Genomic DNA, 20416 nt, shown 5'->3' on the forward strand with positions numbered 1-20416 from the left:
AAGAGATTTTCAAATCCCAACCAAACAAAAACTGACACCACCACAGGACTCAAAACCTGCGATGGGATCAAAATATCTAACTAATGCCGGCACCACACACCTGCCACCAGACCAAACCCCGGAATGGGATTTCGTCACCGTGACAGACATACAGCACCTAAATTGGCACTAACAATCCATCGACACACTATCGAGTTCTCAAAGAACACACCCACAACCAACTTCGACACACACACTGTGGCGCCATCCTGGAAGGGATATTTTGTTGTATCTAACAGGCCGTCTCCGTCTCGGAGGCAACTTTTCAAGCTTACCCGACTCGCATCCGGTCCGCAACTCGCCGCTCTCGCAGTCCGTCACCACCCGCGTTTGAACCCTCCACCGAAAAGCGGAGCACATTCAACCTATGGGCGGTCAACGTTGTTCCTTCAGGAAAAGACTTCCCTGTCGGTGTTCTCGGCCCCCGGCTTCCTGCTCTCCGGCGCCTCACTCGCTGACTTGAAGAAAGTTACGGGAACCGGACACCTACCGTCAAATCGCCTGGTCCGAGCGGTGTTTGGATGAATCGCCGCAGACCAGAGGCACGCAGACGCTCGCGACGGTCGGCCACGAAGCTTCTGTGACCGTGACCACTGGGCCTCACGCGTGACTCTGGTTGCGACATCTGCCCTCATCCCACCTCCACCGGTCCCGCCCGGGCGCTCGACCGAGCATCTCGAAGTCCGAAAGCACCTATCTCCACTGCGACCTGGGCGGTGACCACGACGTCACCGCCCAGCACGCGGCACTTTTGCAGCGATGCAGACATCCGAGAAGCAATGTCTCGCGCGGCCCGGCACGGATCGGGCTCCCCCATCACCAACCGTTGCGCCGCGGCCAATGCCGCAAGGTCGGCGGCCGACTGCGACTGATGTCGGGCCGAAATCGCTGCTCCCACATACACAACCAGCACCACCACAGCGACCAGCGCCGCGATGACCATCGCCCCGATCACCGTCGCCGAGCCGCGCTCGTCGCGCACGAGGTTCACGGATCCGCCCCGATCGGCTCCATTGCGGCCACCGCAGTGGCGCCCACGTCGACCATCGTCAACAAGGGGACCGACACCCGGACCCGTGCCTCCACCACCTCTCCCTCAGTGCGAAGGGACACCGAGGCACCCCTGGGAGCCACCTGCCTCCCTACATCCCTCGCCTTGGCCGAATCTCCCTGTGCGGCAACGCGTGCAACCTCTCGGGCCGCATCGATACATCGAATATGGGTTGCCATTGCCGCCACCCCGACCACGGAGATCACCACAACCGCGACAATCGAAGCGATGGCGAACGCCGCTTCGACCGTCACCATCCCCCGGTCGTCTGCCGGCAACCCCCGCCGCCGCATGGATCAGCCGACCGCGGTCTGCAGCGCCTTGTTGATGATCCCCGTCAGCGCAGCGACGATGTTGTCGCCGGTGACGACGGAAGTACAAGTAGAACTGTCCTCAGATCGCACGGTCCCGGCTGGCGGTGCAACGCCCTCCGAGACCTCGACAACAGAACGGATGTACCCGTCGTGTGTCGTAGCTCAATTCTATCTGCGCCAGGTCGAACAACTCCCTGCGCAGCCCCTCTGTAGTGCCTTGTTCCGAACGCAACGTCTTCGAGGCACTTTTCGGTATCTACGTCCATATCGAGTGACGGCTCAGCCCCGCACAGATCGAAGGGGTATCTAGCGCAATCCTCGGGGCGTTCTTCTCAGTGCACCCGCCCCTAACCAGTGCACCCCGGTCATGTGCTGACAGCGCAAGGCGTCCGAACCGGCGAGACGCACCCACCCAAAACCTGATCAGCTTTGGGCCTGGGTCATACCGTGAAACCTTCCAGCTTCGAGCTGGACGGGCTACCGGTCGTGGGATGACAGACGGTCAGCGGAAAAATGGGCATGGGCCATGGGGGGTCATCTAGCAAGGCGGCCAGTAGTGGACCTCCGTCAACTCGACCACCCTCTTATGACACACCCATTCTCCGGGCGTAGTGCGTGCTACGTCTTCCTCTGTCTCACAATGGATCCCATCAAACGACAGAAGGACCACAGCCGATGACCGCACTGAGACACGCGCCGAGTTCGACGAAATGAAGTACCTGACCACCGCTCTTGCGGCTAAACGAATGGGTTGCTCCACGAAGACTGTTCATCGTCGGACACGGATGTATCTGGTGACAGGCGGTAAGCGCGGGTTGCGAGGATTTCAGCCAGCCGGTGTCCAAGGCGAATGGCGCTTCACCAAGGCCGACATCGACAGCTTCATTGAAACCGGAGTGAGCGAATAGACTTGGGCAATCACAGAAAAGCCCCCACCCATGCGCAGCCAGCAGGTGGGGGTCTCGTCGTCTTCAATAGGCTTCGTCCATCGCGCACGACGGTCGCAGGCTGGACCGAACCCTGCACGTAGCTCACATACATCTAGCCCTAGATTTGCGGCGCCAGTCGTCTATCGTGATGCGCTCGTTACTCTTCGTCTGCGGTCCTGTCCGGATGTGTGTGTTCTCCCTCGCGCTTGAGCCACAGAATGTTCGCTTCGACCGAAGATTCCTCGGCAGAAGCACGTTCGGTCATGCGCTCCACCAGCTCATTGAAGGTCGAGTAGAAAGGTCGACCCTCAGTAATCTCGTCCCAAACGGCGTTTTTGACGATGTTATGTGCGTATTTCGACCCGATTGGATCGTCCCCAAGCCCAGTGACAACCTGAACGTGATCTGACTCCAAAGCAATTTTCACTGGGAAGGAACTATTCTTCGCAATTCCCTTGCCATCCGAGATCTTCAAATCCATTCGAAACGCCACGTTAGCGAGGGGCCGGCCTTCCACGACGATGAACCGACATGCAGAGGCGGAGTCCAGGATGTGATTGCCTTCAAAGCGGACAGCCTTCAACCTAGGCTGGTTCTGGCCAGCTCCATCTTCCGAGTTGTCGAACTTGAACCGTGCCACAGTCGGGTTGACTGCAACAACACCAGCTCTAGGTAGTCGATCCTGAAGGATGCTCAAGAGGAACTCAGCGGAACCGTGGATCTCGCCGCCCACGCGATCCGCACCACTTCCCGCGTTTGGAACGTAGTCAAGCGTCCGCTGGCGTAGCGCCGAGGTCAACGCGAATACGGAAGCCTTCGCAGTGCGCGCCACAACATTTCCAACCTCGATTGCGCTGCGAAGAGGCATAACCAGCGCCGTAACGTCGTCACTCTTTGGTACAGATCGAAGTACGGCATGGTCTTTTGTTGGATCGACGTCGGCCATGAACCACATGTGCTTTCCCGCGACGCTGATTCCGTCGTCGGTGATGTCCGCGCTGTCGAAGACATACCAACGCGCGATGTCTACGCGGACATACCGCCCGATAAGTTCTTTGACCGTTAGGGTGATGGCATCGTCATTGACAAGATTGACCGGATCGAGCGAATAGAGCCGAGATCCGTGAGCAGCGCTCGTCTCTGACGGCTCCTCCTCGTGGTCCAACACAAACCTCGCGACAGCCTCAGAGTCCCAACCCAGAGCCTTTGCAACGGCGGTGGCGACATCTTCGGATGTCTTTGCGCCGGTCAGAGGAGCACCGATTTCCTGCGCGCCCTCCCTCAACTTCGCAAGCTTTAACCCGACGAGGGCCTTCTTCGCCAGCTCATGGTTGAGTTCAGTCTCATCGATGTAGCCGCCGCCGCTAGATTCCGGAACTGCTGGAATGATCTCGTCCTCGAAGTACGCCTTGAGATCGTCGCGCAAGAGGGAAGTGAAGTCAGGTGTACGGGGCTCTCTGTGCGAATCCTCGTCGTCACCGAAGTCCATAATGCTGTCAACACGGTTCAGCAACTCAGAGATGCGACCGTTCACGTCCTCGGATCGAACGATTCGCCGTGGACTCTTCCGTGTCATCGTCATGCTCTACTCACCTCCCCCTTCCGCAAGGGTTGTTCCCGAAAGTACGTTTGGACGACCAGCCAACCGGCCGCAGAACAGACGCCGTACCAACCTTCGGCATCCGTCGGGTAAGTCTGGTGGTTCCCTTCTATCCATTCGACCAGGGATTCCTCCCTATCGATAGACCTTCCGATCAATCCGGCCACCGCATCGAGTTCGTTGAGCTCCGCGTGTTCTATCGCACTGTCCTCATGCTCACCTGAACTCATCGTGATGTAACACTTGAAAACGTCAGGCACCCCTGCAATCATCTGCTCTCGGTGCGGGCAATGCTTGGCAAACCAGTCTGCCATTGCGTATTGCGTCACGTGGGCACGCAGGTGCGTGGGAATGACAACGCGATCCCGTTCGCGGGACTTCCGGCTCGCTATCACCGTGACTTCACGCCCAATGCCATCAACACCGCGATCACCGGCTGCACCAGCACCGCACACAGAAGGACTCCAGAAATGAGTACTTCTCGAACTGGAAGCCACGAGCCTCCTACGTAGATGCCACCCCAACACAACACTGCACCGAAGGCGAGTACGACTACGAATGCCGCGACACCGATTGCAAGATTCGCTGGCTTCAATGGCAACGCCGATACACGCTGACGCCCCGGTGACGACAGACTCGCTGTCAAACTCAACACGGCCAGCATAAACGACTCCACCGTCAAAAACGTGGAGAGCGCTTGCACATCCGTCATGTATGCGCCGCGATCAACCCGACGTGACCGGCGCAAACTCCGCATCCCGAACCCATGCGAAGACGATAGCAAGGCGCCCATCACGTCGGGCTGCCACATGGGATGACCGTCACAATCCAGTACCCGAATGGGCAGGACCACCGTCGCACTGTGCAACACACTGGGGTAGAGCGTCGTCGGATCGGACGGCATGAGCACCCGAACGTTGGTGCGCCGATCAGACTGGAGGACATTTCTCCACGTAGGACGCCAATATGCCGCGCGTCCAGCGTAGCCAGCGCACTCGCTCGCGAAGGTTCAAGTCGGGACTAGCGCCATGTCGTCGTGGCACCGCCAGTTTTTCAAGTTGCCGCAGCTCATTCTCGTCGATTGCAAGCGCTTTACGCATCGCAGACCATGACCGTCCGCGTGCGACTCGCGTATCCGCGCCGACCAGGAATTCCTGCCGCAAACACTCGATTGCTCGATAGCAATAGAACGCGCAATCGTCGGTAAGCGCCAGCGCAGACCTCAGGTCAGCCAGCGCGTGACGGAGATTCGCACTGGTCTCCATAAGTGTTGAGTACGTGTCAAACACGTCACGTGGCACTTCGTTGCCCTCAACCCGTGCCAAGTCTGGATAGACGGCGCGAAGTCCGGTGGCCGCCCGGAGTCCGATGGAGCCTGCCGTGAACTGGGGTTCCAACCTTCCGGCTAGGTGGAAGCCTAGGATGTCCAGCACTCCCCTCAGCACCGCCTCGGTATCGCCCCATAGCTCTAACAGGGACACCGCATCAGCGGACTCATCGCCGGTAAAGCGCGATTCCCCGGTACCCAAAGTGACTCTGACGTTGAAGATGGACTCGCGCAGCGATATATCGAACTGTCGCTGACCTACGACGACAGTTCTAACGCTGCCCAAGGTCCAAGCCCCGCCTTGCGGGTGCACGACCCCAGCGAACGTCACAGTGTTCTCATTCATGTCGAGAGGCTGGCACGGTCACTACCCGATCGCAGCCCGGACACACCGTAAGACGCCGAAGCATGATCCTCGAGTCGCACAAGCCGAGGCCACCACATACGCAGCCCGGGATTCGCAGGCGCCGCCAACCACACGCGGATGAATCTCGGAAGGTCTCAAAACGGTCAATCCGGAGTAGTCGGCATAGACCGAGCCGCTGGGGCACTATTCCAAAACGGCGATTGGTATGGCCGACACCCACCTTCCCTGGCGGCTATCGTCGGGAGCTATGCCTGATGACCAACCCGCACTGCGTCGTTGGTGGATTCTAGTCACCACGCTATCCGCACTAGCCGTCGTCACGCTCGTCGTCGCTTGGAAAGTCGGGGCGCACATGGGCGACACCGCAGCATGGGCAGCTGCTTTCGCGAGCACCGCGGCAGTCTTGTTCGCGGTCCGACAAGTCAGCAAGGTCGAGGAACAAGCAGCGCAGGAACGCGGCGCCGCAGATGGTCGGTTACGTGCCGAGTTGACGAGCCAACGTCAGTTAGTTGAGAAGCAGATTGAGGAGGCCGAACGACGCTGGAAGATCGATCGACTGCTCGAACTCGCGGAAGCACTAGATCTCTTCTATTCGCAAAGAGCCCTCCAAGACGGACGCGAGCAGCGAGCCAAGATTCGCGCCCTGGTGAGCGCGTTGCCAGGCGGCTACGCGATTCTCGCCGGCCACCACTTCAACATTCCCCGGGAGAACTATCCCGGGGACGCCCGTCAGATACTCGGAATCCCGGCTGTGGTGGCGACACTCGGGGACGATCTTGCTCGACTCGAAGTGGAGTGGAACCTACAGCGGATTCAACGGGTTAGCCGAGTCGAATCTGCGTCCACCTACATCATGACCCGCTATGACGCGGTCAAGCTTAGAGAAGAACAACAGCCCGATCCTGCGTGACTGCGGCAGCCCAGTAGATGAGTGCGATGAAGCAGCGGCTAGCCCGGATCGGAGGCAGAATCTGACCCACCAACTGACTAGCTAAGCCTTAAGGGTGGGGGTACCCCTGCTAAGCGCGCTTTGGTCCATATCTGCGACCCAGGGACCGCTTCTCCCTCCAGGGATTCTGCCGCTACGAACGGGGCAGAAGTGCCTTGACCAGCAATTATGTGTTGATCGATCGTAGCTAAGCTTGCGCCGCTACCTTAGCGCGGTAGGTCTCCCGCGCCTTAGCGTTGCGGCAATCCTGACACTTGGCCTCTCTGCGAGGTGTTCCGTCCTTCCGCACTTCGCCCTTGAGATGAAAATCGCTCAGCTGGCGGTTCCGTTCACACACCGTGCAGGTCCTGTGCGTGGTCTTTCGGACGCGGGATCGGGCCAGCCCGGCTTGCTTCTGCCAGTAGCTCGCGCGTTGCTTGGCTCGAACAAGGTCCTGATGATCGACGTAGTAGTGCCGCATCCGTTCCAGGACCGTCTCCGATTCCCGCTGGTAGTACTCCGCAGACTGCTTGGCGTCGCAAGGCTTGCAGTAGATCCGGTGTCCGTCGCTCCGGCTTCGATCCTTGCTGAACTGCAAGAGCGACTTATCGACATCGCAGCCGGTGCAGCGTTTCCAGTCGGGGTTCTCGAAGTGTGACGTTTTGATGGATGAGCTCAGACCCACGCGCCACCTGCGTAGTCGTAGTAACCAGTCAGTGTCGCCTTAGTTTCGCTCTCGTTCAGAAACTTGTCGATGAAGTCCTTCGGCGAAACCAGCGGGGTTGCCCCAGGTATTGGAGGTGCACCACCGCCGACAGGCTCTGATAGCTCGTCGCCGTTCATCAACACAGGTTGCTGTGAGACGCCTCCTAGGACGGGCTGCGTCCGCTCCTGCACGGCCTGGACCGTGACTGCATCCTCCGTTGGCGCCTGCACCTCGTCACGGACATCAGGCTGACGTTCGTTGACCGATGTCACGACGCACACGAGTTGCGGATCGAATTGCCTTGTCGCTGGCTCTCGTTGGTAACTCACAACGCCCCCTGTGCGTTCCGCGCGTTCCGCGCAGCCGTAAGTGTCGCATCGGCTTCTTGCTTGGACGATGCCGCATAGGGTCGGCAACGCGCAGTCAGAATCAGCAAAGCGCGTCCTTCATCCACAGGCCTGAGGTCGTTCGCAGCTTTGAAGTGGCCCAGCGGGTATTCGGTCCGAAGGTTCCATGCCCAGCCAACACCGCTGTACTCGTTTAGTCCGGGGATCAGGTTGTAGCTCCGCAGGTTCGTACGCAACATGGTCAGGGCGTTGAACTCGTTCTTGAGCACCATGAGCCGTTTCCATTCGACTGTCAGATCTGCATCGATCGCTTCCTGCGGCGTACCGACGATGCCCAGTTTCGCGGCGATCTCCAGCACCTCATCGGAAATCGAATCGAATCGGTCCGTGAGGAGTCGTGGCACCGTGCCGATGCTGCTGAACGCGGCTTTGCGAGCGGTCCTGAGGTTCTGTTGCCACGTCGCCATCAGGCAACGGTTGATCAAGCTAGCGTCCGGCAGAGTGTTTGCCTCCGCCACAGCTTCAATAGTGAGGTTGTCGAGGTCAGCCAAGGCCTCACCCGCTGTCGTAGCCGCAGCTAGTTGATAGTCGGCGTACTGCTTCGCCAACGCTTCGGCATGGTGTGCGCGGTCCGATGCTGCACGGGCAGTCTTTGCGTCCTTAGCGGTGACGACGCCCAGCGTTTCGAGGGGGTCAATCAGCGTGTCGACGGCTGCCAAGTTCTTCAGCACGGTGTCGTGAATCTCGAGTGCCATGGTGGATTTCCTGTCTTTAGGGTTTGTTGCCGTCGACAATCGCGACGGCAAGGGGTTCGTGGTGTACGCCCAGGCGCACACTCAGTCGGGCTAAGGACGCTAAGGACGCGCTGGTCGTGCAGCCGCCTTAAGCTCTGACAGCTGGCCGGCAAGGTCGGTTAGCTTCACCACCGCCGCCGCATGCGATCCGATCTGTGCCGCAACGATGACGAGGTCAGCTGCAACCCGCAGTGCTTCATCAGCGGACATCTCAAGACGGGTTTTGTCTGTGTCCGCGAAGCGCAAGACGACGAGCTTGCTTGGACCGTTGTGGTCACTCCATACGTTTCGGCTGGAGACCGCTGGCCGCACTTGCGTATTTGCGCGGGCCACCTTCATCGACCCTGCGCAGTGTGCAGGATCGCGTCAATTACGCGCTGACTATCTTGAATCGGGAAACTGATGTGGATACCAGCTTGCCGAAGGGTGACGCGCTCACCCTGGCTGTAGGTGTCCCGCGAAAACCGGATGGGCGGTGTGATGATGGAGCTAAGCACCGTTGGGGTACTTAAGGCGTTAGCGGGCATTAGAACAATCCTTAGGAATTAGGTTTGACGGGATCGGCACGATTTTCGAGTAGTTCAGCAATCGCGCATAGGGTGTCGGAGAATATATAGAGATCATTGGTGGGTAACGCGACTTTTGCACCAGCCTGCTCGATAACTAGGTGCGGGATATCGTTGTAGGCTTTGCCACCCATCAATTTGATGGACTTACCAACGCTGGTCGTGCAGATCAATAAATACCTCAATAATGCCGCCACATTCGATGCAGACGACACAGAACCGCCGAACGACTATTCGGGCATCAGATGCGAATAACCGGCTCACGCTTGCAGTGGGTGCCTAAAATAGCCGCAACACTTTCACTGATATTGGCAACGGTGAGTATTCTTTAGAATCGCCAGCCACCGATTGAGACGAACACCGCGGTTAGTCGAATATCGCGTGTCGCAAGCCAGTCAAGGCCACGCGCGACATCGAGGGTGTGGACATGTTACGTAGTAAGGCGATACCGGAAGGTTCTTCGGATCAATCGTGACCCTAAGCGGGCGGGATGTTTCCGGATACGGAATCTTTGCCCAACAGGTGTGGCCTTGAAACCAGAAACCTTAGCGTTATAGCTTCGGGCTGACCCGTTCTCCGAGCCTGCTGATAGCGCGATTTGCACCAACCATGAGCGTAAATGTGCATAGTGCAACCCTCGACAGCGCACACGGCTAACAAGCCATCCCCCCCATTGTGACGGACTCGCTAATCGTTAGTCGCTAGCGCCTCGACAGCAGCTCGCACTGCGTACCAGCGTCCACCGATCTTTCGTCCATCGATTTCTCCGGACTCGATCAATCGAATCGCCGACGGCCGCGTACATCCCACGATTTCCTGTAGCCCACTGACTGGAACGTAGGTCGAATTTCCGAGCATAGTCACCTCCTTTCATGTTTAGCTTGCGGATTAGATCGACTATTAAGACAACCTTCAACTTAAATATTACGGCCAGCGAGGCAGACAGCACGGTTTCATATCGAACAGCCGACTAAGCCCCTGAGCTTATAGCTCGATCTGATTACCCATCCCGCCAACCGTAATCAAGCGCGCTGGGACGATCTCCTGTTACCAATTCCGCCGCCGAGAAAAAGACTAAACGTTCTCTGCTAAGCAGCCCACCAATTCGCCCATCAATGGATCTCGCACGTCCAGATTCGTTCCGGGAGGACAGACGAAGATAGATCATAGAGAAGGTCCGACATAACCACAGGTCACAGAGTTATCTATAGGTCGCCTAATGACCCTCACAGTAGGTCACCTACTGACCCACATTCACGCCATTTGTAGGTCGTCTACTGACCTACACCTACCCTCTTGTCATTCCGGCGGCGAGCCTTTCTCGCATGAATTGGACACTCAGCTGTCGCACTTCCGATGCCGCCATGGATTGCGTGGGCCGGAACGATCAAGCATTCGGTACCCGAACCTTCTGCCAACCATCCGGCGCGTACCGCTGCGCGAATTGCCCGCTGCACATTAGACCTATCCATCGGCACCAGTTCACCCTCTGAACTCATCGAGCCGAGCAAAATCGCAATCATCCCGCGTTCAAAGGTGGCGTGCCCGTTTGCCTTGTGGCGCCCGTAGGCCAGAAATGCCACCCTGGCCCAACTCGGCAGCCCCTTGTCAAGGGCCCGTTCTTCCCAAACATGTTGGTAATGCATCGAATACGGGTTCTGGACGCTCACGCGGCAACCCCTCCGTTGACCGAACGGACAGCAAGTAGTGCCGAAATCCGGTCGCGCTGCTCCCCCGTCATCGGAGGTGCCTTCTCTACGACAGCCCGCACATGGGCCGCGTGGCGGTACATGCTCACAACATTCGCGACATCGTCACCACGCTTACTCATGCGTCGCCGCCAACATCGCCTCGCCAACCGGCATCATCATGTTCTCCAGGTCGGACTTTGCGAGCCGAATTAGACGCGGGCCAGCGCGCCGCGCCGTCAAACGCCCATCCGAGATCCATCGCCGGATAGTCTTCGAGCACACACCAACCTCTTGCGCCGCCTCAATAACACTCAGGTACTTCAAAATTGACTTCCGATCAGCGTGCGGGCAGGGTTCAACCCGCTAGATGTGTGGGGACAGCCACGGGGCCGGGGTCCGCTCTCAATTCAGCGGGATTCCTAGTCGGTCGCTCTACGCGGCGTTATGTCCACAATATTCCCCGCACCCGACAACTCTTCAGCTCATTAAGGCCCGCACATGTATACGCCGCGTTTTCCAGCTTGCGGATACCTAGCCCCTGCACGATCTCCCAGTCCCTCGCCTGAAGTACGGTGCGCGGTGTTCTCGTGAGGTTGCGGCTAACGGCTCGATCGAGTTCTCATCGGCGGCCAGCATTTCCTGTGGTCGATGCCAGCAAAACAGACTGGCGCCCGTTGCCAATTACCTGCACCTTGTGCATGATGCTGTTGACTTCTGCCACAAGTCGGACTTTAAGACGCCATGGACCGCTCTTTAGGGTTTCGATCTTCGGTCGGATCTTCTCATCAGCGTAGTTGAGGATGTAACCGCCCAGCATCACCTTGCACGCCATGTCGTTGCCACTGGGTTCGAGCGTCGTGATGCCCAACTTCTGGTCCAACTCGTGCCAGATGTTGTGAACACGTCCCCAACCGACCCAGTTACCGATGGTCTGTCCTAAGGGCTGTCGTCATCCCGTGACCGAGGATCGATCTCCATATCTAAACGGACAAGCGCCACCGCATTCCGAATGGTCTCGACCGCAATATCCGGCAGCTCATTGTCCATCAGGCTTTCCACTCGATACGGACGCGCTCAACGATCAGCCCGCCACCAACCGCTCGCTGCCCGGACCCAACGGGCAACACAGTGACCGTCATCAGCGCATCAATGACCTTGTTGCGAACATCTGCCGACATCGCATCCCACCGGCCCTGTACATCGTCAGCCGAAACAAGATCTGCGACAGGTGACGACTCACGCGCCGACGCCAACCTCTCATCCAATTTTGTGATCCTCTTTTGCAGTTCGTCACTCCCACGCCCCAACTGGGAGCCATCAATCGTGCCGCCAGCGAACATGGACGCCAACTCATCCTTGCGAGCCTGCAACCCGTCCCGCTCGACTTGCAACGCCCACGTGTCGACACCATCCTCGCTCGATGAGAAGACTTCGACGGCGTCCGGCTGCGTCAACCGCTCAATCACCACCGCACTAACGAACTCGTCCAAGGATTCCTTGCGTTGCGATAAGTGGGGCCGGTCCACACATCGATAGATCGGGCCGGAGCTAGATTTGAAGATCTTCATTGGCCCACCGCACTTGCCGCACATGTAGACGCCCGATCCCTGGTGGACGCGCTCATACGAGACGGATGTTCGCCGTGCAGGATCAGACAAGATTGCACGCACCGCGTGCAAAGTGTCCGCATCGAAGATTGCAGGCCACAGCGCAGGCCCGACAATCCGGCCTCCCTGCTCGACCAAGCCAGCATTGCGCGCCCGGACAAGCACCTTCCGTAGCGCGGTGACTGTCCACCGACTTTTCCCGCGTGCTGTCATGATGCCGTCGTTTGCCCATTGTTTCGTAACGGCCATGAGCGACCCGCCAGCCAGCACATGTTCTGCCGCCTGCCGCAGGGCATCTGCCTCAACTGACTCGATTTCCATTCCACCATCGCGGTAGCCGAATGGACGGGGTCCACCACGGAACTTGCCGTCGCGAGCTTGTTGGTCCTTGACGCTCTTGATCCGTTCCGCCGACCGTTCGACCTCATATCGGGCGATACTGGCGAACATTGTCGCGTTCAGCCTGCCGCTGGGTGTCGACAAGTCAATCCGACCAGCTTTGACGGTCCGAATGCTGACTGCGTTCGACTCACACACATCGACCAGTTCAGACAGATCAGGGATCGACCGGTACAACCGGTCAGTGTGCCACGCCAGAAGTCCGCCCAATTCGCCTGTGGACAGACGTTTCAGCATCCTGATGTATTCGGGTCTAGGCTTCTTACCGTAGGCGCTCACATCGTTGTCGGTGTAGACATGAACAACGTTCCAGCCCAACGAATCTGCGAGTTTTTGGCAGTCTGCGCGTTGCCGCTCCACTCCCCCGCCTTCGCCTTCGCGGTCCTGGGAGATTCGGCAGTAGATCACGGCATCTATCGGCATCGACACGCTCACAGTCTAACTTGACTCTCCGTCACCACTGTGTAGAGGATCGCGCCGAAGGCCGCGGCAGCGATCGTGCCGATCGCATATTCAGCGGTGCTCATTCCGCTGTCGTCGGTCATCAGAAGTGCCGCCCTGACCTGGGCCTCTCGAATCATCCTGTTGATCATGGTCATTTCCCTCCCCTATCCGTGCCGCGGAGTATCCGCGGCAGGTCTCACATCAGCCCGCCGCCGAAGACCGGTCCGGCAAGCCCGATGACCACCGGCACGATTCCCAGGCACACGAACGCCGGCAGAAAACACAAACCCAGTGGTCCGCTGATCGCCACACCCGCACGTTCGGCTCCAGCTGCCGCCCGGTCCTGGGCGTCGGCTCGTCTGCTCTCCGCCAGCTCGGCCAGCCCACGGACCGGGGATGAGCCGGCCCGCGCGGATCGCCGAGCCATTGAAGCCAGTGCCTGTACTGCTGGGTCTGCATTGTCGGGAACCGCCCATGCCTGCATCGGGTCAGCACCCAGTGCGAGCAGATCCGCAGCCTGGGCGAGTGCGCGTGCAAGTGCAGGAGGCGCCGATTGCGACACCACCCTCGCTGCCATACCGACCGGCAGTCCAGAGCGCAGGCACACCGCAAACAGGTCGTAACCTGCGGCTGCAGCAAACGGATCGTCAGCAGGGGTCTTGGCGCCCAGCCAACGCGGCTCCCGGTTGCGTTCACGCCGGGCCGGCGGACCGACAACCCGGTAGGTGATCCACTCCGGTCTGGGCCACACGACAATCGCCACCGCACAGACCAGAGCTGCCACCACCCACCCGGTCATGACCCCGCGACCTTTCCGACAATGCGCCTCGACCACAACAGTCCCGCGCAGACAAGACCGACGCCGACAACCAGGAGGATCCCTCCGAGGCCGCCCCCGAGCAGGACCGACAACGGCGAGGCACCAATTGCTTGCCCGAGACCGATACCCAGCACCGGCAGCAGGGCCAGCACCATCGCGGTCGCTTTGGCCCCGGCGAGGGAGGCTCGCGTCCGATCCCGAAATCTGCTGCGTGCGAGCAAGTCTGATCGCACGGAGGTCAACAGTTCGGCAATCGGCAGACCGTACCGTTCGGCTGTTCGCCATGCCACCGCCACCCGAGACCAGGCCTGCGGGTCACGGACGTGTGCCTGTTCGATCCCACCTGCGACGTCGCCGCCCAGCATGGACCGTCCGGCCATCGTCGACAACGTCTCGGCAACGGCCGACCGCGGTCCACCTCCGGCGTCTTCGGCTGCCTGCCGGCAAGCGTGCGCAGGATGGGCGCCGACATGTAGCTCGGCGATCATCACCTCGAGCGCAGCGAGTAGTGCGGCCAACTCGTCGACCACCTCCGCCTCGCGTCTCCTGGCCCGAAACAGCAGGTAGGCCATGCCCGACGCCATGGAAGTGGCAATACCGGCAGATATCCCGACAACCAGAAGAACTGCGACCGGGACCCCGAAGGCCGCAACGGCGACAACGTCTTCAGTGGACCTGCGGCGCCGAACGCCCCGGGCACCGTCCAAAGAGAGTGTCCGGACCTGCGCTCGAGTCCGCGGCCAGAGCAGCAGCGTCAGCGCCACCGCTGCGAGCACCGCGCTCATCGAACGAGCCTGCTGTCGAGGAGCGCGGCCAGGTCGGCGGCGGCAGCGGTGAAGCCACCGCGGCGACGCCACACCGCTTCGACGTGCACCAAACCGTCGGCACCGCGGCGCAGCATCCCGATCTCCCCCACCCCGCGGGCACCGTTCGCGTCGCGGAACACACCGATCACGACCGAGATGGCTGCCGCGAGCTGGCTGTGGAGCGCAGGCCGGTCCATGCCACCGAGCGCGGCGAGCGCTTCCATCCGGGCCGGGACCTCGGCAGTGGAGTTGGCGTGCAGCGTTCCGGCGCCGCCGTCATGGCCGGTGTTCATCGCGGTCAGTAGATCAACCACTTCAGCGCCACGCACTTCACCGACCACGATCCGATCCGGACGCATACGCAGCGCTTGGCGCACCAGCGCACGGACCGGAACCTCGCCCGCCCCTTCGACATTGGGGGTTCGGGCGACCAGTCGCACCACGTGTGGATGTTGCGGGGCCAGCTCCACGGCATCTTCCACGCAGAGAATGCGTTCGGCCGGATCGACGCGACCGAGCAGTGCCGACAGCAGGGTGGTCTTTCCGGCGCCGGTCCCGCCGACAACCAGGAACGCGAGCCGAGCATCGATGATCGCCTCCAGCAGAGTCGCGGCTTCCTCTGCGATGGCACCGGATGACACCAGTGCGTCCAGGTTCTGGGTTGCCGGCCGCAGGACTCGCAGCGACAGGCAGGTTCCGTCCACGGCAATCGGCGGGATCACCGCGTGCAGGCGAACGCTGTACCCACGTCGACCGAGTCCGGACAGCTGACCATCAACCCAGGGCTGCGCATCATCGAGTCGTTTGCCTGCGGCCAGGGCCAGCCGCATGGCCAGTCGCCGGACCGCATCGTCGTCTTCGAATTCGATGTCCGACAAGCGAAGTCCGCGCCCCTGATCAACCCAGACGGCCCGCGGACCCACAACGAGAATGTCGTTGACGCCAGGACCGGCCAGTAGATCCTCCAGTCGGCCTGCACCCACCAATTCGGTCTGCAGAAAGCGCAGCGCGTCGAGAAGATCGGTGTCACCGAGCACACCACCGGCCTCGGCCCGGACCACCGCGGCCATCACCTCGGGCGTCGGGTCCTGGGCGGTGGCGGCCAACCGTTCGCGGACCCTCGTCAGGAGTTGGCTGCGGTTGGACGCCGTCACCGGGCTCGGTTCACTCATCGCACAGCCCCCCGCAGCGTCTCGGCGCGCTCGAGGACCGTCGCCGCACAGCGCCGCAACGGCGAGCGCCGCGCCAACAGCAGTCCGCCGGACTCGAGGTCGCGGGCAAGCCGGGAATCCGCGCGGGTGGCGGTGAGCAGCGGCAATCCCACCACCTGCGCCACCTGACCGGCACGCAGTCCACCCGGAGACGGCCCGCGTACCACCACCTCGATCCGACCTGCCCGCGCCCGAAGCCTGGCCGCCATCTCACGTCCGGCGGCACATGCCCGGATCGAGGCGCCACAGACCAGGACAACCAGATCGGCCGCCTCCACCACGGCCGAGACCACCTCGTCCGCACGCCGCGGTACGTCCACGACCACGACGTCCCCGTTTGCTCGGGCAGCGTCGATCGCGGCAAGCGCCGACTCTGGCCGGACCGGCGCAGGCGTACCCCGCCGACCGGCCAGGATGGCCAGGCCTCCGCGGGCATGGGGCAATGCGGTGTGCAGCGATTCGGCAACAACCTGTCCGCTCTCCAGTGTGAGTTCCTGCCACCGCAACCCGGGATGATCCTCGACGCCGAGCAGCAGGTCCTGACCTCCGCCGAGTTCATCGAGGTCGAGCAGCAGAGCGCCGTGGCCGCGTTCACACGCGATCAACCCGATACCGGCGGCAAGTGTGGACGCACCGGCCCCACCGTGGCCGGCTATCACTGCGATGGCGACGCCCGCCGGGCCGGTGGGTCGCCGGATCCTCGACAACGCCTGAACCACCGCGTGCTCGTCATCCGGAAGCACGAATCCGTGGCCGGCCCCGAGCGCCAGCGCGCTCCGCCACATGTTCGGGCCGTCTCCGGTGACACCGACGACCATCAGCCCGTTGCGGCGGGGCAAACCGGCCGCGAGGGTCTGCTCAACGGTCGACGCGTCGACAAAAATGGCTGTCGCCTCAGCCCATTCGCGTCGGCAACGATCGGGACGTGCACGAATCACGTGATAGCCGGATGCGGCCGCGACACGCTCGATATCGTCGGCCATTTCGGGCGACACCATCGCCAGTACCCGGGGAGCTTCGGTCATGCCTCACTGTGGCGCTGGTTGCACCGTGACATCGCCCGAAACCACCGGTTCGAGCGGTGGTTGTGAATGGATCTCCGCACTGTGGACAATTGCCCAAAAGACGACAAAACCGCTGGTAGAGCAAGTGGTGAGCGTGTGGGTCAGATGACCGAAAACCCCCAGATATGGGGACGACCCCGGCCAGGGGGGGAGGAGGCCAGGGTCGTCGCGTTCAGCCCCGGGGGGTCGGGCTGAAAGCCCCGGATCTCGTCCGGGTAAGTACGACTATACACAAGAATCCATGATTGATTGCAACTTCAACCAATCGCCTTACTTCGTTCATCCCGCGGCGCGCGGACTTCCAATGGAGTAACCCGAACAATTGAATCTTCGCCTAGTGCGCGGCCCGGACGTACCCTCGACGAGTGACAGCATTCCGGCCGACCGAAGAGGGCTCGCAGCACTCGGCCAGCGCCCCGATCGCCGCCTTTTTCGACCTCGACAAGACGATCATCGCCAAGTCCAGCTCGCTGGCATTCTCGCGCCCGTTCTTCGATCAGGGTCTGATCAATCGGCGGTCGGTCCTCAAATCGTCGTATGCGCAGTTCATGTTCCTGCTGTCGGCGGCAGACCATGATCAGGTCGAGCGGATGCGCAAACACGTCACCGAGATGTGTACCGGCTGGGACGTCGAGCAGGTCTCCTCGATTGTCCGCGAAACACTGCACGACATCGTGGACCCGCTCGTCTTCGCCGAGGCCGCCGATCTCATCGCCGCTCACAAGGCGCGTGGCCATGACGTGGTGATCGTGTCGGCTTCGGGCGCCGAGATCGTCGAGCCCATCGGAGAGATGCTCGGCGCCGACTATTCGATGGCCAGCCGAATGAAGGTCGTCGACGGCAAGTACGCAGGCGTGATGGACTTCTACTGCTACGGCGAGGAAAAGGCGGTGGCGATGAACGACATCTCCAGGGCCGTCGGCTACGACCTCTCGCAGTGCTTCGCGTACTCCGATTCGATCACCGACCTGCCGATGCTCAGCGCGGTCGGCCATCCGACAGTCATCAATCCTGATCGGGGCCTGCGGCGTGAGGCCGCCGAACGCGGGTGGCCGATGCTGTCGTTCACCAAACCGATCTCACTCCGCGATCGGCTCCCATCAACCCCTTCACCAAAGGTGACTGCTTCTGCTGCAGTCGGTTTGAGCGCATTGGCGGCCGGCGCACTGACCTATACGATCCTGCAGCGCAAACGGCACTGAGTCCGGGACGGCGGTTGCAAATATGTTCAGCCGCAACGGATGAATGAATCCTCGAATTCGTGCCGGGGAACACTTGATGTGACTGTGGTCACGGTGTACAAAGTAGTTACGGAAAGCGCGGAACGCCAAGTGCGGGCCGGAAGAGAAGGTACGGACTCCTGACCGCGCACTCCCAGCACGGATAGCGAGCACCCACGCGAAGCACGCCGCGGGAGGCTACAGGTAGTGGACCTGCAAGATCCGCACCGAGTTCAACTGAGTTCCTTTGGGTGGGAGCGCATTTGGACAAGACGCCGGAACACTTGCCGAGGTCATCCCACACAACCACAAAACGCACGCATGTGTAACTCGGATCCGTGCTAGCGGGCGGCGATCTGACCCCACGTTCTAAAACGTCGGGCCAGAGAGCCGTCCGCAGCGCGTTGTCTGCCGCTTTTACTTTCTCGGACGCGCCGCTTCTGCGATCGACATCGCTTCGGCAGCACCGGCTTCCAGCGCTTCACAGCTGAGCAGCAACCACAACCTGATTGCCTCGGAATCACCCGTACCGAATCCCTTCGACAGGTCGCGGTACTCGGAAACCCGCTTGAACCACGTGACCTCGGGGACTCCGAGATTGTGCGGGTCCAGTCCGGTGCCGGCACAGACCAGCCGGGACGCGGCCCGGGCCACCACACCATTGGCGTGCTGAAAGGGTGCGAGCGCCAGCAGCTCGGCATGCACCACAGCTGCGAGCACCGGTGCCGGCGCCTTGGTTGCGCCGGTAACCAGTTGGGCGAGCAAGTCCAGCCTCTGCCCGAGTTCGGCATCGGCGCGCGGCCGACCCAGCAACTGCTGGTCGTCGGTGATGTCGGCGGCGGCGAGCACATGTAGTCGCGCGAGAGTCTGCAACGGCGCACGCATCCAGACCGCAACCATCTGCGGCAGGGAATCACCGTCGAGCGCCTGGGCGACCCTCATCGCGCCTGCGAGTACCGGATCGTCGAAATCTCCATCGCGGACGAGTTCGACACTGCCGCCGTCAATTGCGGCCGACGAACGGCCGGCCCGCCACGACGCCTCGGTGGCTGTTTTGTCCCAGCCGCGCAGGTTGGCGGGGTGTCGGTGTGCGGCGGCCAGCGCATCGCGCGCACGGTCGGCGGCCGTCGCGACGCCCGGCATCTCGAACAGTGGAGCCAGCGGATCGGTCACGACAGATCAGCGTACGCGGCCCACACTCCCGCCAGGATCAGTGCATCTCCCGGTGGTCAGGGCAACGCAAGAGCATGGCCCGCACTCCGCGCCTTCACCACGGCCTCGTGCCGGGTGTGCGCGCCCAGGCGGACCATCGCGGCGCGCAGATAGGTCTTCACCGTGTCCACCGTCAACCCCAGCCGGTCGGCCACCACCCGATTGCCAAAACCCATCGCCACCAGCGACAACACCTCGAGTTGGCGCGGTGTGAGCGGTACTGACGGTTGAGCGGCCGATCGTCCCCCGCCACCCATCTGGTCGACGAGTTCGAGGATCCGCCTGCGAGACTCTTCATCGGTCGACACCGTGGCGATATCGCGCAGCTCATTGCACCAATCGAGCGCAGACGCCTGCGCCTGCTCGGCCTGGGTGCGGGCGGCCAGAGCGGCAACGCGGCGATCGACCTCATCGCGTGTGCTCAGTTCGGTGGCAACCCGAGCCGCTTCGACGGTCAATGCGTTGATCACGTCGTCGCCCATGGGTCCCTGGCCACGCCAGCCGGCATACAAGAGCCCGCGCACCGAACCGTCGACAACTATCGGTGCCGCCGCGAGATCCGTGATGCCCTCACCGAGGATCTGGTCGTCGAAATCGTGGGTGATCTCGTCGGCCGAGCCGTAGTCGCGGAGCAGGATCGCGCGTTTGTTGAGCCAGATGAGTCCGCCGAGGCCGCGCTGCGGGGTCACCCGAATGGTGCGCAGTGCAGAGGTCTTGTGACCGACCGATGTCGTGACCGCGATGGTGTCCTGATCACGCAGGCCCGCGAAAACCACCGGTGTTCCGGTCATCCGACGAAAGCGCGCGCTCGTAGCCCGCACCAGCTCACGATCGCTGGGACGGAGGACCGCGTTGTCACCACTCATGCACTATCCACTTTCGGGGCTATTTCAGTTGATGATGCCGCAGACATGATGTGGTACACAACACAGCGGCAGCCGAACCCGCCCACATCACAGCTGATGACGGCACGC

The 20416-nt window shown here is 61.2% G+C and carries 20 protein-coding genes; 2 read left to right on the forward strand and 18 right to left on the reverse strand.

The features are described 5' to 3' along the window. Nucleotides 1-670: 670 nt before the first annotated feature. The 5 genes from AC1D75_RS00005 to AC1D75_RS00025 all read right to left on the reverse strand — a co-directional run bounded on the left by AC1D75_RS00005 (nt 671) and on the right by AC1D75_RS00025 (nt 5606). Entirely contained in the window at nt 671-1030 is a 360-nt protein-coding gene (locus AC1D75_RS00005; RefSeq protein ID WP_495513299.1) for an Rv3654c family TadE-like protein, read from the reverse strand. Then, nucleotides 1027-1347, reverse strand: coding sequence for a TadE family type IV pilus minor pilin (locus AC1D75_RS00010; RefSeq protein ID WP_495513300.1), 321 nt, complete (start codon nt 1345-1347; stop codon nt 1027-1029). Before AC1D75_RS00010 ends, AC1D75_RS00005 begins: the two co-directional genes overlap by 4 nt. Before the next feature lie 1143 nt (nt 1348-2490). Continuing rightward, complete coding sequence (locus tag AC1D75_RS00015; RefSeq protein ID WP_495513301.1) at nt 2491-3915, reverse strand: hypothetical protein; 1425 nt, start codon at nt 3913-3915, stop codon at nt 2491-2493. Beyond that, nucleotides 3912-4430: a hypothetical protein gene (locus AC1D75_RS00020; RefSeq protein WP_495513302.1), complete on the reverse strand. Its 519-nt coding sequence runs from the start codon at nt 4428-4430 to the stop codon at nt 3912-3914. The genes AC1D75_RS00015 and AC1D75_RS00020 overlap by 4 nt, the downstream gene beginning before the upstream one ends. A 432-nt stretch (nt 4431-4862) precedes the next feature. Further along, on the reverse strand, nt 4863-5606 hold the full coding sequence (locus tag AC1D75_RS00025; protein WP_495513303.1) for a DUF8168 domain-containing protein: 744 nt from the start codon (nt 5604-5606) through the stop codon (nt 4863-4865). Nucleotides 5607-5874: 268 nt separating this feature from the next. On the opposite strand from AC1D75_RS00025, the gene AC1D75_RS00030 reads away from it, so the two are divergent. Continuing rightward, nucleotides 5875-6537, forward strand: a complete 663-nt coding sequence (locus tag AC1D75_RS00030) for a hypothetical protein (protein ID WP_495513304.1) — start codon at nt 5875-5877, stop codon at nt 6535-6537. A gap of 693 nt (nt 6538-7230) precedes the next feature. Here the strand turns inward: AC1D75_RS00030 and AC1D75_RS00035 are convergent. From AC1D75_RS00035 to ssd, 11 genes are all read right to left on the reverse strand, one after another. After that, on the reverse strand, nt 7231-7533 hold the full coding sequence (locus AC1D75_RS00035) for a hypothetical protein (protein ID WP_495513305.1): 303 nt from the start codon (nt 7531-7533) through the stop codon (nt 7231-7233). 53 nt (nt 7534-7586) lie between these two features. Further along, a complete protein-coding gene (locus AC1D75_RS00040) occupies nt 7587-8363 on the reverse strand; it encodes a hypothetical protein (RefSeq protein WP_495513306.1) in 777 nt (258 codons plus the stop codon). A 2271-nt stretch (nt 8364-10634) separates the two neighbouring features. After that, on the reverse strand, nt 10635-10799 hold the full coding sequence (locus AC1D75_RS00045) for a hypothetical protein (protein WP_495513307.1): 165 nt from the start codon (nt 10797-10799) through the stop codon (nt 10635-10637). Continuing rightward, nucleotides 10792-10983 (reverse strand): helix-turn-helix domain-containing protein, encoded by a 192-nt coding sequence (locus tag AC1D75_RS00050; RefSeq protein WP_495513308.1) that lies wholly within the window; start codon nt 10981-10983, stop codon nt 10792-10794. The genes AC1D75_RS00045 and AC1D75_RS00050 overlap by 8 nt, the downstream gene beginning before the upstream one ends. Before the next feature lie 295 nt (nt 10984-11278). Further along, nucleotides 11279-11527, reverse strand: coding sequence for a hypothetical protein (locus AC1D75_RS00055; RefSeq protein WP_495513309.1), 249 nt, complete (start codon nt 11525-11527; stop codon nt 11279-11281). Nucleotides 11528-11705: 178 nt separating this feature from the next. Next, entirely contained in the window at nt 11706-13088 is a 1383-nt protein-coding gene (locus AC1D75_RS00060; RefSeq protein ID WP_495515923.1) for a recombinase family protein, read from the reverse strand. Nucleotides 13089-13096: 8 nt separating this feature from the next. Continuing rightward, the gene (locus tag AC1D75_RS00065) at nt 13097-13258 is read right to left on the reverse strand and encodes a DUF4244 domain-containing protein (RefSeq protein ID WP_495515924.1); all 162 of its coding nucleotides are present in this window, start codon (nt 13256-13258) and stop codon (nt 13097-13099) included. A gap of 47 nt (nt 13259-13305) precedes the next feature. Then, on the reverse strand, nt 13306-13908 hold the full coding sequence (locus AC1D75_RS00070; protein WP_495513310.1) for a type II secretion system F family protein: 603 nt from the start codon (nt 13906-13908) through the stop codon (nt 13306-13308). Next, nucleotides 13905-14714 carry a type II secretion system F family protein gene (locus tag AC1D75_RS00075; RefSeq protein ID WP_495513311.1) on the reverse strand — a complete coding sequence of 270 codons (810 nt, stop codon included), beginning with the start codon at nt 14712-14714 and terminating at the stop codon, nt 13905-13907. Before AC1D75_RS00075 ends, AC1D75_RS00070 begins: the two co-directional genes overlap by 4 nt. Then, nucleotides 14711-15907 (reverse strand): TadA family conjugal transfer-associated ATPase, encoded by a 1197-nt coding sequence (locus tag AC1D75_RS00080; RefSeq protein ID WP_495513312.1) that lies wholly within the window; start codon nt 15905-15907, stop codon nt 14711-14713. The genes AC1D75_RS00075 and AC1D75_RS00080 overlap by 4 nt, the downstream gene beginning before the upstream one ends. Then, entirely contained in the window at nt 15904-16971 is a 1068-nt protein-coding gene (ssd, locus tag AC1D75_RS00085) for a septum site-determining protein Ssd (protein ID WP_495513313.1), read from the reverse strand. The genes AC1D75_RS00080 and ssd overlap by 4 nt, the downstream gene beginning before the upstream one ends. A gap of 404 nt (nt 16972-17375) precedes the next feature. Between ssd and AC1D75_RS00090 the strand changes: the two genes are divergently transcribed. Beyond that, the gene (locus AC1D75_RS00090; protein ID WP_495513314.1) at nt 17376-18212 is read left to right on the forward strand and encodes an HAD family hydrolase; all 837 of its coding nucleotides are present in this window, start codon (nt 17376-17378) and stop codon (nt 18210-18212) included. 435 nt (nt 18213-18647) lie between these two features. Here the strand turns inward: AC1D75_RS00090 and AC1D75_RS00095 are convergent, their stop codons facing one another. Both AC1D75_RS00095 and AC1D75_RS00100 read right to left on the reverse strand, forming a co-directional pair. Then, nucleotides 18648-19373, reverse strand: coding sequence for a Fic family protein (locus AC1D75_RS00095; protein WP_495515925.1), 726 nt, complete (start codon nt 19371-19373; stop codon nt 18648-18650). A gap of 86 nt (nt 19374-19459) precedes the next feature. Then, nucleotides 19460-20308: a LuxR C-terminal-related transcriptional regulator gene (locus AC1D75_RS00100; protein WP_495513315.1), complete on the reverse strand. Its 849-nt coding sequence runs from the start codon at nt 20306-20308 to the stop codon at nt 19460-19462. Nucleotides 20309-20416 lie beyond the last annotated feature (108 nt).

Source organism: Williamsia sp. Y712, assembly GCF_059445525.1.